Here is a 23,312-nt window from a genome sequence, read left to right on the forward strand (position 1 = left end):
CCTGCCAGGAGCCACCCCCAGGAAGCCTCCCAAGCTTCCACGACACGGCAAACCCAAACCCCAGGCGGCAGCCACTACGCCCCGGCCTCGCAACGGCTCCGGCGTTTCACCGCGAACTTCCCCGTCATCGCTGGCGCCTCGCGCCACCTTGCCGCATGCCATGGCCCCGCCGTGGCCGAAGCTCGCATTTATGCATTCGCATGTACAGGAGGAATTGACCATGGCGAATAAGGAAGAACTGATCGAAATGGAAGGCATCGTTGCCGAGGTGCTGCCCGCGACCAGCTTTCGCGTCACGCTGGAAAACGGCATGGAGGTTGCCGCCTACGCATCCGGAAAGATGCGCAAGCACCGCATCCGTATCCTGGCCGGCGACCGCGTCACGATGGAACTGTCTCCGTACGACCTGACCAAGGGACGTATCAGCTTCCGGCACAAGGACGGCCCGTCGCCCGCGCCCGGCCTGCGCCGCCCCCAACGCCGTAACTGACCTGCTGCGGCAGGCGTTCCGCTACAAGGTTTGGGCGGACCTGCCCACCCACAACGCCGTCGGCCGCCAGGGCTGAGGCCGCTCAGGCCGGATCGAGCTTGGCCATGGCGAGCGCCAGCGTCTTGGTGCCCACGCCGCCGAAATTGACCTGGACCTGGGCGTCCTGGCCGCTGCCCATGAGGCTGACGATGACGCCTTCGCCGAACTTCGGATGCGCCACGCTCTGGCCTACCTTGAAGATGCGGCCGTTGACCTCGACCCCGGCGTCCGACGTGCGGCGGCTCGAATAGCCCTCGGACGAACCCACGTAAGGAGCGTCCTTGGCCGGCCGCGAAAAGCTGCCGCGCTCGGAGCCCTCGCCCCAGGCGGCGCGCCCCCAGCCGCCGGCGGTATCCACCGCCTTGGCCCGGCCGTCGCGAGGCGTCAGCCACTTCAGCGATTCCTCGGGCACCTCGCTCAGGAACCGCGACCGCATGTTGTAGCGGGTCTGGCCATGCAGCATGCGCGTCTGCGAGAAGCTCAGGTACAGGCGCTCGCGGGCGCGCGTCACCGCCACGTACATCAGCCGCCGCTCCTCTTCCAGCCCGGATTGCTCCAGGACGCTGTTCTCGTGCGGGAACAGCCCTTCTTCCAGCCCGGTGATGAAGACGGCCTCGAACTCCAGGCCCTTGGCCGCATGCACCGTCATGAGCTGGACCGCGTCCTGCCCCTCGCTCGCCTGGTTGTCGCCCGCTTCCAGCGCCGCGTGCGACAGGAAGGCCGCCAGCGGAGACGGCAGCTCGACGCCGGACTCGGGCAGGGTCTGCGCCAGCGCGCCGGCATCGGCCAGCCCGTAGCCGTCCTCGGCGGCGAAGGCCGCCGCCGCGTTGACCAGTTCCCGCAGGTTCTCGATGCGTTCGGCGCCTTCCTTTTCCTGCAGATAGTGCTGGATCAGGCCGCTGGCCTCGATCACGTGGTCCACGATCTCGTGCAGCGGCAGGTTCTGCGTCTCGAAACGCATGCGGTCGATCAGGCTCGCGAACTGCGCCAGGTTGTTGCCACCCCGGCCCGGCACCTGGCTCACCGCCGAATACAGGCTGCAATTGTGCAGGCGCGCGATGTCGGCCTGCTGCTCCAGCGTGCGGGCGCCTATGCCCCGCGCCGGGAAATTCACCACCCGCATCCAGGCCGTGTCGTCGTGCGGATTTTCCATCAGGCGCAGATAGGCCAGCGCGTGCTTGACCTCCTGGCGCTCGAAGAAGCGCAGGCCGCCGTAGACCTTGTAGGGAATGCCCGACGAGAACAGCGCATGCTCCAGCACCCGCGATTGGGCGTTGCTGCGGTACAGGATGGCGACCTCGCGGCGCAGCCTGCCCTCGCCCACCAGCGAGCGGATTTCCTCGATCACCCACTGGGCTTCCTGGGCATCGGACAGCGCCTCGTAGACGCGGATGGGTTCGCCGTGTCCCTGGTCGGTCCACAGGTTCTTGCCCAGGCGGCCGGAGTTGTTGCGGATCAGCGTGTTGGCCGCGTCCAGGATGTGGCCGTGCGACCGGTAGTTCTGCTCGAGCCGGATGACCCGCTCGTGGGCGTATTCGCGCTCGAACTCCGCCATGTTGCCCACGTTGGCGCCACGGAAGGCGTAGATGGACTGGTCGTCGTCGCCCACGGCGAACAGGGCCGCGCCGCCGCCCGCCAGCAGCTTGAGCCAGCGGTACTGGAGCCGGTTGGTATCCTGGAACTCGTCCACCAGGATGTGGCGGAAGCGGTGCTGGTAGTGCTCGCGGATGGGCGCGTTGTGGGTCAGCAGCTCGTAGCAGCGCAGCAGCAGCTCGGGGAAGTCGACCACGCCCTCGCGCTGGCACTGGGCGTCGTACATGCCGTAGAGCTCCACCATCTGCCGGTTGAAGCTGTCATACGCCTCGACCTCGGTGTGGCGCAGGCCCTCTTCCTTGGCGGCGTTGATGAAGTGCTGCAACTGGCGCGGCGGATATTTCTCGTCGTCCACGCCCGCGCCCTTGAGCAGCCGCTTGATGGCCGACAACTGGTCGGCCGTGTCCAGGATCTGGAAGGTCTGGGGCAGCCCGGCATCCCGGTAGTGCGCGCGCAGCATCCGGTTGCACAGGCCGTGGAAGGTGCCTATCCACATGCCGCGGGTATTGATGGGCAGCAGCGCGCTGATGCGGGTCAGCATCTCGCGCGCGGCCTTGTTGGTGAAAGTGACGGCCATCAGCCCGTGCGGGCTGACCTGGCCGGTCTGGATCAGCCAGGCCATGCGCGTGGTCAACACCCGTGTCTTGCCGCTGCCGGCGCCGGCCAGCACCAGGGCGTGGCGGGGTTCGATCGTGACGGCGGCGTGCTGGGGGGCGTTGAGGTTGTCGAGCAGAGACATGGCGCGGAAGGCTGGAATGAGAGAGTGCGGCAGGCAGTCTAGCATCGCTGGCCCAGGAGAGCCCCGCCTGCTCCTATAATGAGGGGTTTAGCCGGTCGGCCGCCCCGCGCGAGCCGGCCCAGGCCCGCGGCCATGGGCGTCATCGCCGCGCCAGAATACCTTAGAGACCAGCCCGGAACCCATGCAGGAACGCTACGCTCCCAACGACATCGAATCCGCTGCCCAGAAGCACTGGGAAGCGACCAACGCCTACCTGACGGTAGAACACGCGAAGAACGCCGACGGCTCGGAAAAGCCCAAGTTCTACGCCTGCTCGATGCTGCCCTACCCCAGCGGCAAGCTGCACATGGGCCACGTGCGCAACTACACGATCAACGACGCCATGTACCGGCAGTTGCGCATGAAGGGCTACAACGTCCTGATGCCCATGGGCTGGGACGCCTTCGGCATGCCGGCCGAGAACGCCGCCATCAAGTCCAAGGTGCCGCCGGCGAAATGGACCTACGACAACATCGCCTACATGAAGAAGCAGATGAAGGCGATGGGGCTGGGCATCGACTGGTCGCGCGAGATGGCCGCCTGCGATCCCGGGTACTACAAGTGGAACCAGTGGCTGTTCCTGAAGATGCTGGAAAAGGGCGTGGCCTACCGCAAGACCCAGGTGGTGAACTGGGACCCGGTGGACCAGACCGTGCTGGCCAACGAACAGGTCATCGACGGACGCGGCTGGCGCTCGGGCGCGCTGGTGGAAAAGCGCGAGATTCCCGGCTACTACCTGCGCATCACCGACTACGCCGAGGAACTGCTGGACGAGGTCAAGAACAACCTGACCGGCTGGCCCGAGCGCGTGCGCCTGATGCAGGAGCACTGGATAGGCAAGAGCGAGGGCACGCGTTTCGCCTTCACCCATGACATCCGCGACGCCGCCGGCCAGCTGATCCAGGACGGCCGCATGTACGTCTTCACGACGCGCGCCGACACCATCATGGGCGTCACCTTCTGCGCCGTCGCGCCCGAACACCCCCTGGCCCTGCATGCCGCCGCCAAGGACCCCGCGCTGGCCGCCTTCATCGAGGAATGCCGCAAGGGCGGCGTGACCGAGGCCGAGCTGGCCACGCGCGACAAGGAAGGCCTGCCGACCGGCCTGACCGTGGTGCATCCGCTCACGGGCGAAGCCGTGCCGGTCTGGGTCGGCAACTACGTGCTGATGAGCTACGGCGACGGCGCCGTCATGGGCGTTCCCGCCCACGACGAACGCGACTTCGCGTTCGCCAGGAAATACGGCCTGCCCATCAAGCAGGTCATCGAAGCCGAGGGCCAGGCCTTCTCCACCGACGCCTGGCAGGAATGGTACGGCGACAAGCAGGTGGCCCGTACGGTGAATTCCGGCAAATACGACGGCCTGGGCCACCAGGCCGCCGTCGATGCCATCGCGGCCGACCTCGCGGCCAAGGGACTGGGCGAGAAGCGCACCACCTTCCGCCTGCGCGACTGGGGCGTTTCGCGCCAGCGCTACTGGGGCACGCCCATCCCCATCATCCACTGCGAGGCCTGCGGCCCCGTGCCGGTGCCCGAGAAAGACCTGCCGGTCGTGCTGCCCGAGGACCTGATCCCGGACGGCAGCGGCAACCCGCTGGCCAAGAGCGAATCGTTCCTGAAGTGCGTCTGCCCGCAGTGCGGCAAGCCCGCCCGGCGCGAGACCGACACCATGGACACCTTCGTGGACTCGTCCTGGTACTTCATGCGCTATACCTCGCCGGGCAACGACGCCGCGATGGTCGACGAGCGCAACGATTACTGGATGCCGATGGACCAGTACATCGGCGGCATCGAGCACGCCGTGCTGCACCTGTTGTACGCCCGCTTCTGGACCAAGGTGATGCGCGACATGGGCCTGGTCAAGTTCGGCGAACCCTTCGTCAAGCTGCTGACCCAGGGCATGGTACTCAACCACATCTATTCGCGCAGGAACGAGAAAGGCGGCATCGAATACTTCTGGCCCGACGAGGTCGAGAACCTCTACGACGCCAAGGGCGCCATCGTCGGCGCCAAGCTCAAGGCCGACGGCTCGCCGGTGGACTACGGCGGCGTGGGCACGATGTCCAAGTCCAAGAACAACGGCGTCGACCCGCAATCGCTGATCGATACCCAGGGGGCCGATACGGCGCGGCTGTTCGTGATGTTCGCGAGCCCGCCCGAACAGACCCTGGAGTGGTCGGGTTCAGGCGTGGACGGCGCGCATCGCTTCCTGCGCCGCCTGTGGTCCTTCTGCCACGCGAACCGAGAACGCATCCAGGCGGCGCTGGGCCGTCCCGCGCCGGCCGACTGGTCGTCCGCCAGCCAGGCCGTCAAGCTGCTGCGCCGCGACGTCCATGCCATCCTGAAGCAGGCCGACTACGACTACCAGCGCATCCAGTACAACACCGTGGTCTCGGCCAGCATGAAGCTGCTGAACACGCTGGAGGATGCCAAGCTCGACGGCGAGACCGGCGACGCCGCTCTGGCCGAAGGCACGCGCATCCTGCTGTCGGTGCTCTACCCCATCGTGCCGCACCTGACCTGGCAGGCCTGGCTCGACCTGGGCTACGGCCAGGCCCATGGCGACCTGCTGGACGCGCCCTGGCCGCAGCTGGACGAAGCCGCGCTCGTGACTGACGAGGTCGAGCTGATGCTGCAGGTGAATGGCAAGCTGCGCGGTTCGCTGTCGGTGCCCAGCAGCGCCGACAAGGCTGCCATCGAAGCCCTGGCCGTCGCGCATGAAGCCGTGGGCCGGTTCCTCGAGGGGCGCCAACCCAAACGCGTTATCGTTGTCCCTGGCAAACTCGTCAACGTGGTGGGCTGATGCAGCAAACGAGCTCGAAGTCGCTACCCCTGGGCGCCGCCTCTCACGGCCGGCGCCGTTTCCTTCGCCTGGCTGCCGCGACCGGCGGAATGGCCGCGCTGGCGGGCTGCGGCTTCGCGCTGCGGGGCACGGCCGACCTGCCCTTCTCCACGCTCTACATCGGCGCCGCCGACACCTCCGAGCTTGGCGCGCAGTTGCGCCGCTACGTGCGCAACACGACCAATACGCGCATCGTCGAGGACCCCAAGACCGCGGAAGCGCAGTTGCAGATCCTGCAGGAAACGCGCGAGCGCAGCATCCTGTCGCTGGACGCCTCGGGCCGCGTGCGCGAATTCGAGCTGCGCTATCTGTTCGCCTTCCGCGTCCACGACGGCAAGGGCCAGGACTACATCCCGCCCACGACCATCGCGCTCAAGCGCGACCTGACTTTCAGCGACGCGAACACCCTGGCCAAGGACTCCGAAGCCAACCTGCTGTATCGCGACATGCAGAACGAAACCGTGCAGCAGGTGCTGCGCCGCATGGCCGCGGTCGAGACCAAGCAACCCAGCTGATGATGAAGATGAGCCCCCCCCCTACGCGCTTCGCGCGCCCCCCAGGGGGCGATGCGAGTGGACCGGCGGAGCCGGATCCACCGCATCCTGGGTCACGGCGGCGCGATCTCGCCGTCGGCCTCGATGCTCATCGGTCCGCCGGAGGCACCCTATGAGGCAATTGCGTCCCGAACAGCTGGTTGCCCAGCTTCAGCGGGCGGGCGAGCAGTTGGAACCGCTGTATACGGTGACCGGCGACGAGCCCCTGCTCGTGATCGAGGCTTGCGACGCCTTGCGAGCGGCGGCCACGGCTGGCGGGTTCACGGAACGGGAAACGGTGGTGGCGGACGCCCGCAGCGACTGGAACGCGCTGCTGAGCGCGTCGCAGTCGATCTCGCTGTTCGGCGACCGCCGGCTGCTGGAATTGAAGATCCCCACCGGCAAGCCTGGCAAGACCGGCGGCGAGGTGATCGCGCGGCTGGCACGGCAGGCGCCGGACCAGCGGGGCGACTGCGTCACGGTGGTGATGCTGCCCAAGCTGGACAAGACCACCCGCGCGTCGGCCTGGTTCTCGGCGCTGGCCGAGCACGGCATCGTCGTGGACGTGCCCACCATCGAACGGCCGATGCTGCCCGGCTGGGTGGGCGAGCGGCTGGCACGGCAGAAGCAGCGCGCCGGCGCCGACGTCCTGCAATGGCTGGCCGACCGCGTCGAGGGCAACCTGCTGGCCGCCCACCAGGAGATCCTCAAGCTCGGCCTGCTGTACCCCGAAGGGGTGCTGACGCTGGAGCAGGTGCAGGACGCGGTCATGAACGTGGCGCGCTACGACGTCTTCAAGCTGCGCGACGCCATGCTGGCGGGCGACGGCAAGCGCATGGTGCGCCTGATCGAAGGCCTGCGCGCCGAGGGCGAGGCCCTGCCGCTGGTGCTGTGGGCGGTGGGCGAGGAAATCCGCCTGCTGGCCCGCCTGGCCCAGGCTGGCCAGCAGGGGCAAAGCGTGCCGGCGCTGATGCGCACGCTGCGTTTTTTCGGCACGCATGAACAATTGGCCAACCAGGCACTCAAACGGGTGCCCCCCCAGGCCTGGACCGCCGCCGTCCACCACGCCCACGAGGTGGACAAGATCATCAAAGGACTGCGTGTTCCGGGACGCCTCCCGGATCCGTGGCACGAAATCACGCGGCTGGCGCTCAGGCTCGCGGCCTGAGGCGCCCCGCCCCCTGCGATTCATACGGATGGATACCTCTACGCTCGACCAAACCATGCGCCGGATCGGCGCCAGCGCCCGTGCCGCCTCCCGCCTGGTCGCGCGCGCCGACGACCGCGCCAAGGCCGCCGCGCTGCGCGCGATGGCGGCCGGCCTGCGCGACCGCAAGGACTGGCTGCAGGCGGAAAACGCCAAGGATCTGGAAGCGGCCCGGGCCAATGGACTGGACGCGGCCCTGGTGGACCGCCTGACGCTGTCCGACAAGGCCCTGGGGCTGATGGCCGCCGGCCTGGAGCAGATCGCCGCCATGCCCGACCCCGTGGGCGAGCTGACCGAGACCCGCACGCGGCCGAACGGCATGCAGGTGGCCCGCATGCGGGTCCCGCTGGGCGTCATCGCCATCGTCTACGAATCGCGCCCCAACGTCACCATCGACGCGGCCGCGCTGTGCCTGAAATCGGGCAACGCCACCATCCTGCGCGGCGGTTCGGAAGCCATCCATTCCAACACCGCGCTGGGCCGCATCGTGCGCGCGGGCCTGGAAGCCGCCGGCCTGCCCGCCGATGCCGTGCAGGTGGTCGAGACGACCGACCGGGCGGCCGTGGGCAAGCTCGCCACCATGACCGAGTACGTGGACGTCATCGTTCCCCGGGGCGGCAAGGGGCTGATCCAGCGCCTGTCCGAGGAAGCGCGGGTGCCCGTCATCAAGCACCTGGACGGCATCTGCCACGTCTACGTCGACCGCGACGCCGACCTGGCCAAGGCCCACACCATCGCGTTCAACGCCAAGACCTACCGCTACGGCATCTGCGGCTCGATGGAAACCCTGCTGGTGCACGCCGACGTGGCGACGGCCTTCCTGCCGGCGATGGGACAGGCGTTTGCCGGACACGGCGTCGAGATGCGGGGCTGCGAGCGCACCCGGGCGCTGGTGCCGCAGGCCGTGCCGGCGACCGAGGAAGACTGGGACACCGAATACCTGGGCCCCATCCTGTCGATCAAAATGGTGGACGACCTGGACCAGGCCATCGGCCACATCGAGGCCCACGGCTCCCAGCACACCGATTCCATCGTCACCGAGAACCTGTCCGCCGCCCGCCGCTTCCAGCGCGAGGTCGATTCGAGCTCGGTCTACGTCAACCTGCCGACCTGTTTCGCCGATGGCTACGAATACGGCCTGGGCGCCGAGATCGGCATCTCGACCAATAAGCTGCACGCCCGCGGGCCGGTCGGCCTGGAAGGATTGACCACGCTGAAATGGGTCCTGACCGGCGACGGCCAGACGCGGGGCTGATGCCTCGCCCGACTCCATGCGGCGGCCAGGGTCCGACGGCCCGCCCCGCCGCCCGATCCCGCCGCCCTGGCGGCATGCATGCATCGACAAGGAAACGCTTATGCTGTGGGTGAAAGCTTTTCACATCGTCTTCGTGGCCTCGTGGTTCGCCGGCCTGTTCTACCTGCCCCGCATCTTCGTCAACCTGGCGCAGGAAACCAACGCGGCCGCCGCCACACGGCTGCTGGGCATGGCGCGCCGGCTGTTCCGCTTCACCACCATCCTGGCCGTGCCCGCCGTGCTGTTGGGCCTGTGGCTATATGTGGGCTATGGTATAGGCCGCGGCCCCGGCAACGGCTGGATGCACGCCAAGCTGGCCGTGGTCGTGCTGGTCATCGGTTATCACCATGCCTGTGGCAGCGTGCTGCGCAAATTCGAGGCCGGCCGCAACGCCCGGTCCCACGTGTTCTACCGCTGGTTCAACGAGGTTCCCGTGCTGCTGCTGCTGGCCGCCACCCTCCTCGTTGTCGTCAAACCCTTCTGATTGGCCCACGTCTTGTCCGATACTCCCGAGCGCAAGAAACCGACGCTTTCCCTTCCCACCGGCACCCGCCCGCGGCAATCCGGCGACCCGCAGGACGCCGAGCGGCGCAGCCGGTCGGGGCCGCGCGCCCATCGCGTGGCACGGGCGGCGCTGGAAAGCGGCAAGCAACCCACCGCGGCGGATGAGCCAGGGCAGGCTCCCGACGCGCCGGTCCGTGCAAGCCACGAAAGGCGTCAAGACCATCGCTCGGGACAACCGCGCGCCTCCGCGCCACGCGACAACCGGGACCGGCCACGGCTGGAAGACGCCGCCTTGCCTCCCCGCAAGCCACGGCCGCGACGGGACGACGAGCCCGCGGCCCGCCCGCGCGAGCGGCACGCGGGCCGCCCCGCCCCCGCCCCGGCGGCCGAGCCCCGGGCGGAACGGCGTCCCCACGGCACGCAGGCCGAGGTCTTCGCCATGTTCGCTCCCTGCCCGCAAGGCCTGGAACACACGCTGGTCGACGAACTACATGCGCTGGGCTACGACGATGCCCACCCCGGCCGCGCCGGCGCCCATTTCACCGCCGACTGGAACGGCATGATGCGCGCCAACCTGGAATCGCGGCTGGCCACCCGCGTCCTGGTCCGGGTCGCGCACGGCACCGTGCGCGACGAGGACGAACTGCTGGAATTGGCCCGCGCCACCCCGTGGGAGCGCTGGTTCGGCGCCGAGCAGACCCTGCGCGTGGACACCTCGGCCGTCCGCAGCCCGATGAAAAGCCTGCAATTCTGCAACCTGCGGGTCAAGGACGGCATCTGCGACCGCCTGCGCGAGCTCGAGGGCGAACGCCCCAGTATCGATACCGTGCGGCCCGATGCGCGCGTGCATGCCTTCCTGGACGAAACCAGCGCCACGCTCTACCTGGACACCTCCGGCGAATCGCTGTTCAAGCGTGGCTGGCGGCTGGACAAGGGCGAGGCGCCGCTGCGCGAGAACCTGGCGGCGGGCCTCCTGGCCTTGTCCGGCTGGCCCGCCGACGTGCCGCTGATCGACCCCTTCTGCGGCAGCGGCACCATCCTGATCGAGGCGGCGCTCAAGGGCCTGCGCGTGCCGCCCGGCATCTCCCGCCCCTTCGCCTTCGAACGCCTGCGCGGCCACCAGGACCGCCGCTGGCGCGACCTGAAGGATGACGCGCGCGCCCGCATCCTGCCCGAGCTGCCCATGCAGTTGGCCGGCGCCGACATCGATCCGCGCGCGATCGAGGCGGCGCGCGAGAATGCCCACCGGGCGGGGCTGACCGAGGACGCGGTCTATTTCGAAGTGGCCGACGCGCGCGATACCTGCCCGCTGGACGAACGCGCGGGCTGGCTGGTCACCAATCCGCCCTACGGGGAACGCCTGGACCTGGAAGAAGATCGCCAACTCTGGACCGAATGGGCCAGCACGCTCAAGCGGGAATTCGGCGGCTGGCAGTTGCACGTCATCACCAGCGACCTGGAATTCCCGCGCAAGCTGCGCCTGGATCCGTTCCGGCGCACGCCGGTCTACAACGGCGCGCTGGCCTGCCGGTTGTTCGGTTTCCAGCTGGTCAAGGGCAGTTTCCGCCGCTGAAGCCTTCCCGCGGCGCCGAAAGGCGCCGTTTTTTTACCCTGTTTAGTTATGCATAAACATCCAAACTGAGGTTGAACAGCAACACTCCGCCGTGCATTCATGCTGCGATGCGACAAGGGCTTGCCTTATCCTGGGGTTTCCCCTAATATAGGGTTATCACCTAGGCACTAACACCTAGGCAACCACTGTAAAGGATACAGCCATGAAATACGTTCAAGACAGCAAGCTGACCGACACGCTCGAGCGCGAACTGATCCGTGGCGAGCTGGCCAACGAATTCGAACAGCCCCGTCCGTTCGAAACCCTGCGCGCCGCGGCTAACCAGGTCCTGAACCTGATCGCCGACCTGAAGGCGAACGCCCGCCGCTACAACGTCCAGTACGTCAACGGCTGATCGCCGCTCATGCGGTGCCTCGGCAAGGGCGTCCCCGCTCACGGGAGACGCCCTTTGTTCATTGGGGCAAGGCATCGGCCATGAAGAAAACGACCGACCGGGGGTTGAATGACAAGGGGCGCCGAAGCGCCCCTTGTTTTTTCATTGCACGGTAGAGGTTGGCGCCGCCGCCTTGGCGGCCACCGTATTCTCTTCCCAACCGCCCCCCAGCGACTTGTACAAGCCCACCAGGTTGTTCAGGCGCTGCGTGCGCGCCTGCAACAGGCTCTGTTCGGCGGTGAACAGGGCGCGCTGCGCGTCCAGCAGCTGCAGGTAGCTGTCGACACCGTTGCGGTATCGCATGTCGGACAGCTCCAGGCTGCGGCGGGAAGCATCCACCAGCGTCTGCTGCGACTGGATCTGCCGGTCGTAGGTCCCCTTGGCGTCGAGCGCGTCCGCCACTTCCCGGAACGCCGTCTGGATCGTCTTCTCGTACTGGGCCACCGCGACGTTCTTGCGAACTTCGGCCAGGTCGAGATTGGCCCGGTTGCGGCCGCCGTCGAAGATGGGCAGGCTGATCTGGGGCGCGAAGCTCCAGGCCAGCGAACCGCTGTCGAACAGCCCGGACAACTGGCTGCTGGCGGTGCCGAACGCGCCGGTCAGCGAAATCCTCGGGAAGAACGCGGCGCGAGCGGCGCCGATGCTGGCATTGGCGCTGCGCAATTGCTGCTCGGCCGAACGGATGTCGGGCCGGCGCTCGATCAGGTCGGACGACAGGCCCACCGGAACGTCGGCCAGCAGAGCCTGCTGGCTCAACGGCCGCGGCGCCGGCAGGTCGGCGGGCAAGGGCTGGCCGATCAGCAACACCATGGCATTGGTCGCCTGGGCGCGGTTGCGCTCGGCGATGGCCTGCTCGGACAAGGCGCTCTGCACCAGCGACTCGGCCTGCTGGAGCTCCAGCTCGGACGCCGCACCGGCGTCGTAGCGCAGCTTGATCAGGCCGTACGAGTCCTGCCGGGTCTTCAAGGTACGCTGCGCCAGCGCCAGCAGCTCGTCGCTGGAACGCTCGTTCAGGTAGGCATTGGCCAACTGGGCCACCAGGCTGATCTGCGTGCTGCGCCGGGTTTCCTCGCTGGCCAGGTACTGCGCCAGCGCCGCCTGGCTCAGGCTGCGGACACGGCCGAACAGGTCCAGTTCGAACGCGGTCACCCCCAGGTTGACCTGGTACTGGCTGCCTATGGTCGAGCGGCCGGAGTAGGACAGGTCGCCGGGCGTACGCTGGCGCGAACCGTTCGCGTTGGCATTGACGCCGGGGAACTGGTCGGCGCGCGTCACGCCGTACTGGGCCCGGGCCGCCTCGATGTTCAGTACCGCCACGCGCAGGTCGCGGTTGTTTTCCAGCGACAGCGCGATCAGCCGTTGCAGGCGTTCGTCGCCAAAGAACTGGCGCCAGCCGATGTCGGCCGTGGCCGGCTGCGCGCCGGCCGGCGCGGCGCCGTGGGCGGAGAAGTCCGCCTCCACCGGCGCAGCCGGGCGCTCATAGGTCGGGATCAGCGAGCATCCCCCCAGCAGGGCGGCGACGGCCACCGCCACGAGTGAGTGTGCGGGTCGTTTCATATCAGTTTCCTTCATGCTTGACCGTTCCCGCCGCGCCGGCATCGCCCTTGTTCGGCTCGTCGTCATGGTGTCCCATGATATGCAGCGATTCGGGCTTGGTCTTGAACAGCCTCAGCACCACCACGAAGAACACGGGCACCAGGAACACGGCCAGCAACGTGGCGGAGATCATGCCGCCCATCACGCCGGTACCGATGGCGCGCTGCGCGCCCGAGCTGGCGCCGGTGGCGATGGCCAGCGGCAGCACGCCCAGGATGAACGCCAGCGACGTCATGATGATGGGACGGAAACGCAGGCGCGCCGCCTCGATCGTGGCCTCGGCCAGGCCCTTGCCTTCGGCATAGAGGTCCTTGGCGAACTCCACGATCAGGATCGCGTTCTTGGCCGACAGGCCGATGATGGTGATCAGGCCCACCTTGAAGAACACGTCGTTGGGCATGCCCACCATCGTCACCGCCAGCACCGCGCCCAGGATCCCCAGCGGCACCACCAGAATCACCGAGAACGGGATGGACCAGCTTTCATACAGCGCGGCCAGCACCAGGAACACCACCAGCAGCGACAGCGTCAGCAGGATGGGCACCTGGGCACCCGACACGCGTTCCTGCAGCGACTGGCCCGTCCACTCGTAGCCGATGCCCGGGGGCAGTTCGCGCACCAGGCGCTCCATCTCGCTCATGGCCTCGCCGGTACTGAAGCCCGGCTTGGCGTCGCCCGAGATCTTGTACGCGGGATAGCCGTTGTAGCGGATCACCTGCACCGGCCCCTTGGCCCACTCGGACGAGGCGAAGGCCGAGAACGGCACCAGCCCCCCGTTCGAGTTGGCGGCATACAGGCGCAGCAGGTCGTCAGGCGACATGCGGTCTCTGGCCTCGGCCTGCACGACCACGCGCTGGACACGGCCGGCGTTGATGAAGTCGTTCACCACGGCCGAGCCCACCGACGTGGACAGCGACGAACGGATGGAATCGAACGACACGCCCAGGGCGTTGGCCTTTTCGCGATCGATCAGCAGGCGCAGTTCGGGCGCGTCTTCCAGACCTTCGACACGGGCGTACGCGATCACGGAGCTCTTGGCGACGGCGCCCAGCAACTGGTCGCGGGCGTCGCGCAGCGCGTTGTGGCCCAGTCCGCCCCGGTCCTGCAGGCGGAACGTGAAGCCGGTCGCGTTGCCCAGTTCGGGAATGGCCGGCGGCACGATCGAGAACACCATGGCGTCCTTGATGCGCGCGAAGAAGCTGCCGTTGGCGCGCGCGGCCTCGGCTTGCGCCGATTCGTCCGCGCCGCGCTCGGACCAGTCCTTGAGCGTGGCGAACGACAGCGCCGCGTTCTGGCCCATGCCCGAGAAGCTGAAGCCCAGGATCGTGATGATGGACTTCACCGAAGGCCGCGCGGCATAGTGCGCTTCCATCACGTCGACTGCTTCGCTGGTGCGGTTGACCGAGGCGCCCGGGGGCGTCTGGATGTCGGTGATCACGTAGCCCTGGTCTTCCGCCGGCAGGAACGACGAGGGCAGGCGCAGGAAGGTATAGGCCATCACCGCCAGGATCGCCGCGTAGATGACCATGTAGCGTCCGGTCTTGGCCAGCAGGCGTCCCACCCAGTTCTGGTAGCGGTCGGCGGTGCGGTTGAAGCTGCGGTTGAACCAGCCGAAGAAGCCTTTCTTCTCGTCATGCGCGCCCTTGGGGATGGGCTTGAGCAGCGTGGCGCACAGCGCCGGCGTCAAGGACAGCGCCAGGAAACCCGAGAACAGGATGGACGTGGCCATGGCCAGCGAGAACTGCCGGTAGATCACCCCCACCGACCCGCTCATGAAGGCGAGCGGCAGGAACACGGCCGTCAGCACCAGCGTGATGCCGATGATGGCGCCGCTGATCTGGCCCATGGCCTTGCGGGTGGCCTCCTTCGGCGGCAGCCCTTCCTCGACCATGATGCGCTCGACGTTCTCCACCACCACGATGGCATCGTCCACCAGGATACCGATCACCAGCACCATGCCGAACATGGTCAGCACGTTGATCGAGAACCCGGCGATCAGCATGCACGCGAACGAACCCATCAGGCAGATCGGCACCACGATGGACGGAATCAGCGTGTAGCGGAAGTTCTGCAGGAACAGGAACATCACCAGGAACACCAGCACCATGGCCTCGACCAGGGTGTGGAGCACCTTCTCGATCGACGCCTTCACGAAGGGCGAGGTGTCGTACGGGATGTCGTACTTGTAGTCGGCGGGGAAATAGGCCGACAGTTCGGCCATCTTCGCCTTGACGCCCTCGGCCGCAGACAGCGCGTTGGCGCCCGGCGCCAGTTGCACCGCCACGGCGGCGGTGGGCTTGCCGTTCAGACGCGACGAGAACGCGTAGGTCTCGGCGCCGACCTCGATGCGCGCGACGTCGCGCAGGCGCACCGACGAGCCGTCCGGATTCGCGCGCAGCACGATGTTGCCGAACTCCTCGGGCGTGGCCAGCTGGCCGCGCACCGAGATGGTGGCGGTGATCTGCTGGTCGGGCAGGTTGGGCTGGTCGCCGATGGCGCCCGCCGGCAACTGCACGTTCTGGCCCGCGATGGCGGCATTGACGTCGGCCGCGGACAGCTTGAAGCCGACCAGCTTGGCCGGATCGATCCAGATGCGCATGCCCCGCTGCGAGGCGAACAGCTGCGCCCGGCCCACCCCCGGGATACGGCGGATTTCGCTCAGCACGTTCCGGGTCAGGTAATCGCCCAGGCCCACGGCATCGGTACCGCCGCTCTCGGAGGACAGGGTCAGCACCAGCAGGAAGTTGGTGCTGGCCTTCTCCACCCTCAGCCCTTGCTGCAGCACGGACTGCGGCAGGCGGGACTCGACCCGCTTGATGCGGTTCTGCACGTCCACCGCGGCCAGGTCGGGATCGACGCCCGGCGCGAAGGTGATGTCGATTTCGGCGCGGCCAAAGTTGCTCTGCGACTCGAAATACAGCATGCCCTGGGCGCCGTTGAGCTCGTCCTCGATCAGGCTGGTGATCGACTGCGCCACCGTTTCGGCCGACGCGCCGGGATAGGTGGCCGACACCGAGATGACCGGAGGCGCCACCGCCGGGTACTGCGACACCGGCAGGTTGGGAATGGCCAGGACGCCTGCCAGGATGATGAACAGCGCGACCACCCAGGCAAAAATCGGCCTGCTAATGAAAAATTGCGACATGTCTGGTGACTCTCTTAGAGATGCTTCGGGCGGCCCGACAGGACCCGGCTCGATCTTGACGAAGCCGGGTTCGCCCTGCCTGCGTCTCGACCGGACCGGTCTTCACCGGCCCGCGTACCCGGGGCGGATTGCGCGCCGGGCACGGTACCAATCACGACTTGCTACCCTGCTGGCCAGCCGGCTGCGCCGGCGCGGACTCGGCCGCGGGCTTCCAGGGGACGGGCTTGACTTGCGCGCCCGGACGCACCTTCTGGAAGCCTTCGACGATGACCACGTCGTTGGGCTTCAAGCCCTGGGTGATGATCCAGCGATCGCCCACCGCGGCACCGGTCTTGACCTGGCGCGGCTCGATCTTGTTCTCGGCGCCGACCACGTACACCGACGCATCGCCGTTGGCGCCGCGCTGCACGGCCTGCTGCGGCACGGTCAGCGCCGCCTCGTCGATGCCCTGCTCGACCCGCACCCGCACGTACATCCCGGGCAGCAGGACGTTGTTCGGGTTCGGGAACTCGGCGCGCAGCGTGACCTGGCCGGTGCTCTGGTCGACCGTGACGTCCGAGAACAGCAGCTTGCCGGTCAGGGGATAGCGCGAGCCATCGTCCAGCACCAGCGACACGCGTGCTTCGTTCGGCGCGACCTGCTTGATCTTGCCGCTGTCGAAGGCCGCGCGCAGCTGGCTCAGCTGCGCCACGGACTGCGTGAAGTTGGCGTAGACCGGATCCAGGCGCTGGATGACCGCCAGCGGCGTGACTTCGCCCTGGCCGACCAGCGCGCCTTCCGTGACCAGCGCACGGCCGATGCGGCCGGAGATCGGGGCCGTGACGGTGGCGTAGTCCAGGCTGAGCTTGGCGCGGTCCAGCGCGGCCTTGGTGGCCGACACGGCCGCCTGCGCCTGCTTGTACGAAGCGACGGCGTTGTCGTACTCCTGCTTGCTGACCGCGTTCGCCTTCACCAGCGGCTCATAGCGTTCGGCCAGCATGCGGGCCTGGTACAGGTTGGCCTGGTCGCGCTCGAGGTTGGCCTTGGCGCTGTTGTAGTCGGCCTGGAAAGGCGCCGGATCGATCTTGAACAGCAGCTGGCCCGCCTTGACGTCGCTGCCTTCGCGGAACACGCGCTGGAGCACGATGCCCGCCACGCGCGCCCGGACCTCGGCGATGCGGGTCGCTTCCAGGCGTCCCGGCAATTCGTTGACGATGACTTCCTTGGTGGGCGTGATGGTGACGGTGCCGATCTCCATCGGAGGAGGCGCTCCCGCGCCCTGCTGCGCGCCACCGTTTCCTTTGCCGCAAGCCGACAGCGCGAGCAGGGTCGCCAGCGATACCGCGCCTAGTAGATAAGGTGAGCGTCTTTTGCGTTGCATAGCATTCCTCTAGGCATAGACGTCGCGGCACGGATGAAGCCGAAACGTAGTCGAAATCCCGGGATGACGAAAGCCTTGCGCGTCCGGCGGCCTGGCGCGCGCCGGGTGCGGACGAGAAGACATTGCGGACATCATGAAGCGGGCAATTATACAAACATTCATGGATGTTTGTATAAAAAGAACGAATTTTTTTGTTTCGTCAGTTGAGCGCCAGAATATGTCAAGTGGGCATTAACCCCTGAGCTGACTAGGGCTTTTACCGACTTGCATCGTGCCCGGCCCGGTATGCGCTCCCGAGAGGAAATGCTCCCACACTTTTGCGGCCAACTGCTGTGCCTTTTGCGATTTTGCTCCACCGTCGTTGCGGCATAAACAACACCCCGCCGCTCTCTGCGACCCTTCCGGCGCACGGCCGCGCCGAACCGGATCGGTTTATAGTCTGGGCGGTGCGTCCGCGCACCGCATCGAACGACAGAGGAAGCCCCATGCGTCTGGATAATGGCCGAGAAAGCAGCAACATCGAAGACCGGCGCGGCGGCGGCCCCCGCCTGGCGGGCCGCGGTTCACTGGGCATAGGCGCAATCGTGCTGGCGCTGGTCGCCATGTACTTCGGCGTCGACCCCTCGGTGGTGCTGGACCTGGCGTCCGGCCCCGGCCAGTCGGTCCAGGAAACGTCGGGCCCCCCGCCGGCCGACGACAAGCAGGCCCAGTTCGTCTCGAAGGTGCTGGCCGACACCGAGGACACCTGGGGCCAGATCTTCACGGCATCCGGCAGCCGCTACACCGAACCCAGGCTGGTCCTGTACTCGGGCGCCACGAACACCGCGTGCGGCACCGGCCAGGCGGCCATGGGTCCGTTCTATTGTCCCGGCGACGCCCGCGTCTACCTCGACATGAGCTTCTTCGAGGAAATGCAGCGCCGCCTGAACGCGCCCGGCGACTTCGCCCGCGCCTACGTGATCGCCCACGAGATCGGCCATCATGTCCAGAACCTGACGGGCACGGCCGACAAGGTCAACCGGCAGCAGCGCCGTTCCAGCCAGGTCGAGGCCAACCAGTTGTCGGTACGGATGGAACTCCAGGCCGACTGCTACGCCGGGGTATGGGCCTATCACGCCAATCGCGCCCGGCAGATCCTGGAGCCGGGCGACGTCGAGGCGGCCCTGAACGCCGCCTCGGCCATCGGCGACGACCGCCTGCAGAAGGAAGCCCAGGGCTATGTGGTGCCGGATGCCTTCACGCATGGCACCTCGGCCCAGCGCGTGCGCTGGTTCAAGCGCGGACTGGAAACCGGCAACCCCGGCAATTGCGATACGTTCTCCGCCGCATCGCTCTGATCGCCCTACGAACGCCATGCTGAAACGCGCGAGCCCCGTCCAGGCGGGGCTCGCGCGTTTCCGGGGCCTGGACGGATCAGCGATAGATGTAGTCCCGGCGGAACGGATAGGCCTGGCCCGGGGGCTCGTCAAGCTGGCTTTCATCGAACACGCCCTGGCGCTGGCACAGCACCTGGTTCAGCGAAATCCATCCCTGCTCGAACGCCATGGCACAGCCGGCCAGATATAGCCGGTAGGCCCGGATGGACTTGGCGCCCCGCTCGCCCGCCAATATCCGGTAAGCCTCGTCCAGCCTGGCCTCCAGCCCGTCGCTCCAGGCCCACAGCGTGCGCGCGTAATGAGGCCGCAGGTTCTCGACGTCGACGGCTTCCAGCCCGCCGTCGCTGAGCGTCTCCAATACCTTGCTGACGTGCACCAATTCCCCGCCGGGGAATATGTATTTCTCGATGAAATCGCCCATGCCGCTGCCGAGCTGGGCGTTATAGGTGCCGCCGGACGTGATGCCGTGGTTCATCACCAGGCCGCCCGGACGCAGGAGCCGGCGCACTTTCGAGAAATAGGCGGTCAATTGGGCACGCCCGACGTGCTCGAACATCCCGACCGATGCGATTTTGTCGAACGGCCGGGTTTCTTCCAGCTCGCGGTAATCCAGCAATACCATCCGGACGCGGTTCTGAAGCCCCTTTTCCTCGATCAGGCGGTTGACGTGCGCATGCTGGTTCTTGGACAGGGTAATGCCCGTGGCGTCGACGCCGTAGTTTTCGGCCGCCCACAGCAGCAGGCCACCCCAGCCCGCGCCGATGTCCAGGAAGCGCTCCCCCTCGTGCAGCCGCAGCTTGCGGCAGATATGGTCGAGCTTGGCTTCCTGCGCCTGCGCCAGCGTCATGCTGGAATCGCGGTAATAGGCACATGAATAGACGCGGCGCGGATCCTGCCACAGACCGTAGAAATCGTCGGACAGGTCGTAGTGAAACTGGATCTGCCGCGCGTCGCGGTCCATCGTATGGCGCATGACCGACGTCGCCCTGCGCCCGAGTTCCGAGAGCCAGCCGGGCTGGGCATTGTCGACCGGCGATTCGGTCAGTATGGCGGCGGCCGCCGCCATCAGGTCGCGCATGCTGCCGCTTATGTCGACCCGCCCCTCGACGTAGTCCTCGCCCAGCTGGCCGATGCGGCCCCGGACCAGATGAGACACGGAACGGAGTGTCTTGAACGTGAACCCGACTTTCGGATCGTCGGCCCCCAGCCGGGTACCGTCGGGCAGTGTGAGTTGAACGGGAACGGGTAATGCGGAGAGTTGACGTTCTGCCTGGGAAAAAAGAGCATTCATGTAGGGTTTTCCGTATTCCACAACCTGTCGGTCGCGACAGACGCGTTTTTATCGGCGCTCAACCCACATCAGGCAAAGATCCCCCTAGGTCGGCGCTCTTCGGTAGACCAGCTTCGTAACCACTTTGCTTTTTTATCCTAGCACCAAAATCGCGGACTTTCATGGCCCGCGGAACGTTCAAAAACCCTATTCATAATGAGGGATGCAGCATTTCCGGCGTCAACGTCGCGTCGCGCCCGCCATTACCCATCCAGGCCTGGCCCTCCTGCACGTTGCACTGAAGCTGCATGTTCCGTTCCGCCAGCCGCGCCAGCGCCGCGGTATCCTCGGGGGCCAGGCGGAAAACCTGCAGATTATCCAGCCGCGCCAGCTTGTCCTGGTTCTGGCGCCACCACGCATCGGCGGTGCGCCCATAGGCGTAGAGCACCACCCGCGCGGCCCGCGCGCAGGCCTTGCGCAGCCATTTCTCGTCCGGCAGGCCCACTTCTATCCAGACGTCCACCGCACCGGTCAGGTCCTTGCGCCACAAATCCGGCTCGTCGTCGGTCGACAGGCCCCGGCCGAACGCCAGTTCCTCGTCGGCATTCAGCGCGAAAGCCAGGACCCGCACCATCATTCTTTCATCGGTCTCCGAAGGATGGCGGGCAATGACCAGCGGATGCTCCGCGTAGTAACCCCGATCCATGTCCGCCACCTGCAGCACCGCCTTGTAAACCACCGAACGTAGAGCCATGTCTTTCACCGACCGCCGCGCGGCGGCCTTTCCTCTTGAAAACCGGAATCAGGCCGGCGCACTGCGCTGGGCGTTCCGGGGAATTACCTAAGGAAGTTTCCGAATGAACTTCGAGCGCCCGTTCCACTCTATTCATTTGAAAATGTATCCGTTTTCAATAACAGCTTCACAGTTAGGAAAATTCGATTCTAAAATGCGCTGGTTATCCTCGCGCGCCAAATCGAGCATTTCCCTGCCCATCGCCTGAAAATCACCTGGACAAAAATGGCTAAAGATACCTACCAAACCCTGCAGGCCCAAATCCGCAAGCTTCAGGAAAAAGCGGAAAGCGTTCGCCAGAAGCAACGCCAGCCTGTCATCGCCTCCATTCTTCGCTCGATGCAGGAATTCTCGATCACGCTGGACGAGTTGAAAGCCGCCCAGGCCAAGGGCGTTGCTCCCCGCAAGCGGGTGGGTGGCGCCGCCAAGACCAGCGCGGCAAAACCCGCCAAGCAGGTCGCCCCCAAGTACCGCCATCCCGAAACCGGCGAAACCTGGACCGGCCGCGGCAAACCCCCGCGCTGGCTGGTGGCGGCGGAAGCCGGCGGCGCGACACGCGACCAGTTCCTCATCGCCCAGTAACACGCCGCAGGCCGACAGGGTTTTTTATAAAGGTGGTTTTACGACTCCTAATCGTAAAACCACCTTTTTGATTGTTACCATCCGGAAAGCTTTACCCACTCAAGCCTTCGATTATTACGGTCGTGAAATTATTTCTTGAAGGCGAAATAGACCGCACCGACCAGGCAGCACGCCGCCCATAAATGGTTCAGCCGCAACCGCTCGTCCATGAACAGCAACGCGAACGGCACGAACACGGTCAGGGTCACCACCTCCTGCAATATCTTCATCTGCGTTACGCTAAGGAAATCGAAGCCGTAGCGATTCGCGGGCACCATGATTGCATATTCGAAGAAAGCAAGCCCCCAACTTGCCAGCAAGGCGAGATACCAGGGACTGCCGTGCGCATAACGCAGATGCCCGTACCAGGCGAACGTCATGAACATATTGGACAACGCCAGGAGTCCCACGAACCCCAATATCTGGGTAGCCATACCCCTTCCACCTCAGTCAATCAAGCCAAAACATGGTATGCTTACATACATTCATGCATGTATATAAGTACTGCACGGGGGCACTGACCTAGATAGCCCGTTCACTCACACACCTCCGTCCGGCGGCCTTCCTGGCTGATGCCGGACACCACCGGCTGGGCATGGCCATGGTACGCAAAACGAAAGAGGAAGCGCTCGAAACCCGCACCCGCATACTCGAAACCGCCGAGCAGATCTTCAGCGAACAAGGCGTCTCGCACACGTCGCTGCAAGATATCGCGGCGGCCGCCAATGTAACCCGCGGCGCGATCTACTGGCACTTCAAGAACAAGACGGACCTGCTGGACGCGATGTTGCAGCGGGTCAAGATGCCTATCGAGGATGCGCTCGAACGCAGCTGCGACGTCAACGCCCCCGATCCGCTCAGCCAGTTGCGGCGCAGCGCCGTCGGCGCCCTGCAATTGATCTCCGAAGGCGCGAGCGCGCAGCGGGTCTGTGAGATCCTGCTGTTCAAGTGCGAGTATGTGGCGGAAACCGCGGACATGCGCCGCCGCCATGTCGACAGCCGCAAGATCGCCCTGGGCCGCTATGAAGACGGCTTCCGCCGCGCCATCGCCCTGGGGCAGTTGCCGCCCCACACCAATCCCCGGATCGCCGCCCTGGGCCTGCACGCCATCATGCATGGCCTGTTCATGGACTGGATGCTGGAGCCGGGCGATTTCGACATCACCGAAGTGGGCGGCCGGGTCATCGACGATTTCCTGGCCGGGCTGAAAATCAGCCAGCCGGAAACGCCGGCCGGCTGACGCGCGGGTGGGGCGCTACCTGCGCTGCTCGACCTCGTAGGTCACGTCCCTGACCTGCCCGTTCGTGTCGGGGAAGCGATCGAAGATCGCCCGCACCAGGTAGGGCATCACCTGCGGAATGGAGTCGCCCGAGCCGGTGCTCACGGCCGTGGACTCATAGACCTTCTGCCCGTTCTGGCGCGCATCGCGGATCTCCACCCGCAGCGAAGCGCGCGACGCATCCACCGTGGTGGACGTCCAGGTCGGCGGATACGGCGGCCCCCAGGCGAAACCCATGCCGCCGCGGCCGCGATAGCCGAAACCGCCCCAGCCATAGCCCCAGGGGCCCCACGGACCGTAGAAAGGATCGTAGGCCGGGCGCTCGACGCGCACCTGCACCGGCTCGACGCCATACGAGAAGCTGACGGTAAAGCGGGCGGGCTTGCCCGCCTGGGCCTCGACCATGCCGGTGGGGCCGATGCCCGAACGGATCATGTCGGCGTATTCGCGATACTCCAGGCTGTCCCGCTGTGCCGCGGGCGTATCGAATTTCCAGGTGGCGCCCACGGCATCGGCCGGCCACTGCTGGAAGGTGGTGACGCGGGCCGGCACGGTGGTCGCGCAGCCCGCGAGCAAGGCCACTGCG

Annotated in this window: 19 protein-coding genes; 11 read left to right on the plus strand and 8 right to left on the minus strand. The window is 66.5% G+C overall.

The window, feature by feature from the left end:
* The first annotated feature begins 220 nt into the window (after positions 1–220).
* Complete coding sequence (gene infA, locus WKR98_RS25855; protein WP_124688749.1) at positions 221–490, plus strand: translation initiation factor IF-1; 270 nt, start codon at positions 221–223, stop codon at positions 488–490.
* A gap of 82 nt (positions 491–572) precedes the next feature.
* On the opposite strand, the gene WKR98_RS25860 is transcribed toward infA, so the two are convergent.
* Positions 573–2,861, minus strand: coding sequence for a UvrD-helicase domain-containing protein (locus WKR98_RS25860; protein WP_341435047.1), 2,289 nt, complete (start codon positions 2,859–2,861; stop codon positions 573–575).
* A gap of 181 nt (positions 2,862–3,042) precedes the next feature.
* Here WKR98_RS25860 and leuS point away from each other — a divergent pair, with 181 nt between their 5' ends.
* The 7 genes from leuS to WKR98_RS25895 all read left to right on the plus strand — a co-directional run bounded on the left by leuS (position 3,043) and on the right by WKR98_RS25895 (position 11,247).
* Positions 3,043–5,703, plus strand: coding sequence for a leucine--tRNA ligase (gene leuS, locus WKR98_RS25865; protein ID WP_341435048.1), 2,661 nt, complete (start codon positions 3,043–3,045; stop codon positions 5,701–5,703).
* The gene (locus WKR98_RS25870) at positions 5,703–6,257 is read left to right on the plus strand and encodes an LPS-assembly lipoprotein LptE (RefSeq protein ID WP_341435049.1); all 555 of its coding nucleotides are present in this window, start codon (positions 5,703–5,705) and stop codon (positions 6,255–6,257) included. Before leuS ends, WKR98_RS25870 begins: the two co-directional genes overlap by 1 nt.
* Before the next feature lie 151 nt (positions 6,258–6,408).
* Complete coding sequence (holA, locus tag WKR98_RS25875) at positions 6,409–7,443, plus strand: DNA polymerase III subunit delta (protein ID WP_341435050.1); 1,035 nt, start codon at positions 6,409–6,411, stop codon at positions 7,441–7,443.
* Positions 7,444–7,471: 28 nt separating this feature from the next.
* A complete protein-coding gene (locus WKR98_RS25880; RefSeq protein ID WP_341435051.1) occupies positions 7,472–8,737 on the plus strand; it encodes a glutamate-5-semialdehyde dehydrogenase in 1,266 nt (421 codons plus the stop codon).
* Positions 8,738–8,837: 100 nt separating this feature from the next.
* A complete protein-coding gene (locus tag WKR98_RS25885; protein ID WP_341435052.1) occupies positions 8,838–9,260 on the plus strand; it encodes a CopD family protein in 423 nt (140 codons plus the stop codon).
* Between the two features lie 12 nt (positions 9,261–9,272).
* Positions 9,273–10,853 (plus strand): THUMP domain-containing class I SAM-dependent RNA methyltransferase, encoded by a 1,581-nt coding sequence (locus WKR98_RS25890; protein WP_238160337.1) that lies wholly within the window; start codon positions 9,273–9,275, stop codon positions 10,851–10,853.
* Positions 10,854–11,055: 202 nt separating this feature from the next.
* Positions 11,056–11,247, plus strand: coding sequence for a hypothetical protein (locus WKR98_RS25895; protein WP_124688743.1), 192 nt, complete (start codon positions 11,056–11,058; stop codon positions 11,245–11,247).
* Positions 11,248–11,388: 141 nt separating this feature from the next.
* On the opposite strand, the gene adeC is transcribed toward WKR98_RS25895, so the two are convergent.
* The 3 genes from adeC to WKR98_RS25910 all read right to left on the minus strand — a co-directional run bounded on the left by adeC (position 11,389) and on the right by WKR98_RS25910 (position 17,387).
* The gene (gene adeC, locus WKR98_RS25900) at positions 11,389–12,843 is read right to left on the minus strand and encodes an AdeC/AdeK/OprM family multidrug efflux complex outer membrane factor (protein WP_124688742.1); all 1,455 of its coding nucleotides are present in this window, start codon (positions 12,841–12,843) and stop codon (positions 11,389–11,391) included.
* 1 nt (position 12,844) lies between these two features.
* Positions 12,845–16,027 carry an efflux RND transporter permease subunit gene (locus WKR98_RS25905; protein WP_341435053.1) on the minus strand — a complete coding sequence of 1,061 codons (3,183 nt, stop codon included), beginning with the start codon at positions 16,025–16,027 and terminating at the stop codon, positions 12,845–12,847.
* 151 nt (positions 16,028–16,178) lie between these two features.
* A complete protein-coding gene (locus tag WKR98_RS25910; RefSeq protein WP_124688740.1) occupies positions 16,179–17,387 on the minus strand; it encodes an efflux RND transporter periplasmic adaptor subunit in 1,209 nt (402 codons plus the stop codon).
* Positions 17,388–17,872: 485 nt separating this feature from the next.
* On the opposite strand from WKR98_RS25910, the gene ypfJ reads away from it, so the two are divergent.
* Positions 17,873–18,724 (plus strand): KPN_02809 family neutral zinc metallopeptidase, encoded by an 852-nt coding sequence (ypfJ, locus tag WKR98_RS25915; protein WP_124688739.1) that lies wholly within the window; start codon positions 17,873–17,875, stop codon positions 18,722–18,724.
* A gap of 76 nt (positions 18,725–18,800) precedes the next feature.
* Here the strand turns inward: ypfJ and WKR98_RS25920 are convergent, their stop codons facing one another.
* Together WKR98_RS25920 and WKR98_RS25925 are read right to left on the minus strand one after the other, a co-directional pair.
* On the minus strand, positions 18,801–20,054 hold the full coding sequence (locus WKR98_RS25920) for a class I SAM-dependent methyltransferase (RefSeq protein ID WP_124688738.1): 1,254 nt from the start codon (positions 20,052–20,054) through the stop codon (positions 18,801–18,803).
* A 190-nt stretch (positions 20,055–20,244) separates the two neighbouring features.
* Positions 20,245–20,787 carry a YaeQ family protein gene (locus WKR98_RS25925; RefSeq protein WP_341435054.1) on the minus strand — a complete coding sequence of 181 codons (543 nt, stop codon included), beginning with the start codon at positions 20,785–20,787 and terminating at the stop codon, positions 20,245–20,247.
* Between the two features lie 264 nt (positions 20,788–21,051).
* Between WKR98_RS25925 and WKR98_RS25930 the strand changes: the two genes are divergently transcribed.
* Positions 21,052–21,408 carry an H-NS histone family protein gene (locus WKR98_RS25930; RefSeq protein ID WP_341435055.1) on the plus strand — a complete coding sequence of 119 codons (357 nt, stop codon included), beginning with the start codon at positions 21,052–21,054 and terminating at the stop codon, positions 21,406–21,408.
* A 128-nt stretch (positions 21,409–21,536) separates the two neighbouring features.
* Here WKR98_RS25930 and WKR98_RS25935 read toward each other — a convergent pair whose 3' ends face one another.
* Positions 21,537–21,881 (minus strand): DMT family protein, encoded by a 345-nt coding sequence (locus tag WKR98_RS25935; protein ID WP_124688735.1) that lies wholly within the window; start codon positions 21,879–21,881, stop codon positions 21,537–21,539.
* Between the two features lie 167 nt (positions 21,882–22,048).
* On the opposite strand from WKR98_RS25935, the gene WKR98_RS25940 reads away from it, so the two are divergent.
* The gene (locus tag WKR98_RS25940) at positions 22,049–22,687 is read left to right on the plus strand and encodes a TetR family transcriptional regulator (RefSeq protein ID WP_341435056.1); all 639 of its coding nucleotides are present in this window, start codon (positions 22,049–22,051) and stop codon (positions 22,685–22,687) included.
* A gap of 15 nt (positions 22,688–22,702) precedes the next feature.
* On the opposite strand, the gene WKR98_RS25945 is transcribed toward WKR98_RS25940, so the two are convergent.
* Positions 22,703–23,308 (minus strand): DUF4136 domain-containing protein, encoded by a 606-nt coding sequence (locus WKR98_RS25945; RefSeq protein WP_341435057.1) that lies wholly within the window; start codon positions 23,306–23,308, stop codon positions 22,703–22,705.
* Positions 23,309–23,312: the final 4 nt, after the last annotated feature.

The organism is Pigmentiphaga sp. YJ18, from assembly GCF_038066655.1.
Taxonomy (GTDB): domain Bacteria; phylum Pseudomonadota; class Gammaproteobacteria; order Burkholderiales; family Burkholderiaceae_B; genus Pigmentiphaga.

Excerpts from the sequence above, each read along its gene's own strand:
- infA (WP_124688749.1), top strand. The coding sequence starts at position 221 with ATGGCGAATAAGGAAGAACTGATCGAAATGGAAGGCATCGTTGCCGAG.
- WKR98_RS25860 (WP_341435047.1), bottom strand. The coding sequence starts at position 2,861 with ATGTCTCTGCTCGACAACCTCAACGCCCCCCAGCACGCCGCCGTCACG.
- leuS (WP_341435048.1), top strand. The coding sequence starts at position 3,043 with ATGCAGGAACGCTACGCTCCCAACGACATCGAATCCGCTGCCCAGAAG.
- WKR98_RS25870 (WP_341435049.1), top strand. The coding sequence starts at position 5,703 with ATGCAGCAAACGAGCTCGAAGTCGCTACCCCTGGGCGCCGCCTCTCAC.
- holA (WP_341435050.1), top strand. The coding sequence starts at position 6,409 with ATGAGGCAATTGCGTCCCGAACAGCTGGTTGCCCAGCTTCAGCGGGCG.
- WKR98_RS25880 (WP_341435051.1), top strand. The coding sequence starts at position 7,472 with ATGGATACCTCTACGCTCGACCAAACCATGCGCCGGATCGGCGCCAGC.
- WKR98_RS25885 (WP_341435052.1), top strand. The coding sequence starts at position 8,838 with ATGCTGTGGGTGAAAGCTTTTCACATCGTCTTCGTGGCCTCGTGGTTC.
- WKR98_RS25895 (WP_124688743.1), top strand. The coding sequence starts at position 11,056 with ATGAAATACGTTCAAGACAGCAAGCTGACCGACACGCTCGAGCGCGAA.
- adeC (WP_124688742.1), bottom strand. The coding sequence starts at position 12,843 with ATGAAACGACCCGCACACTCACTCGTGGCGGTGGCCGTCGCCGCCCTG.
- WKR98_RS25905 (WP_341435053.1), bottom strand. The coding sequence starts at position 16,027 with ATGTCGCAATTTTTCATTAGCAGGCCGATTTTTGCCTGGGTGGTCGCG.
- WKR98_RS25910 (WP_124688740.1), bottom strand. The coding sequence starts at position 17,387 with ATGCAACGCAAAAGACGCTCACCTTATCTACTAGGCGCGGTATCGCTG.
- ypfJ (WP_124688739.1), top strand. The coding sequence starts at position 17,873 with ATGCGTCTGGATAATGGCCGAGAAAGCAGCAACATCGAAGACCGGCGC.
- WKR98_RS25920 (WP_124688738.1), bottom strand. The coding sequence starts at position 20,054 with ATGAATGCTCTTTTTTCCCAGGCAGAACGTCAACTCTCCGCATTACCC.
- WKR98_RS25925 (WP_341435054.1), bottom strand. The coding sequence starts at position 20,787 with ATGGCTCTACGTTCGGTGGTTTACAAGGCGGTGCTGCAGGTGGCGGAC.
- WKR98_RS25930 (WP_341435055.1), top strand. The coding sequence starts at position 21,052 with ATGGCTAAAGATACCTACCAAACCCTGCAGGCCCAAATCCGCAAGCTT.
- WKR98_RS25935 (WP_124688735.1), bottom strand. The coding sequence starts at position 21,881 with ATGGCTACCCAGATATTGGGGTTCGTGGGACTCCTGGCGTTGTCCAAT.
- WKR98_RS25940 (WP_341435056.1), top strand. The coding sequence starts at position 22,049 with ATGGTACGCAAAACGAAAGAGGAAGCGCTCGAAACCCGCACCCGCATA.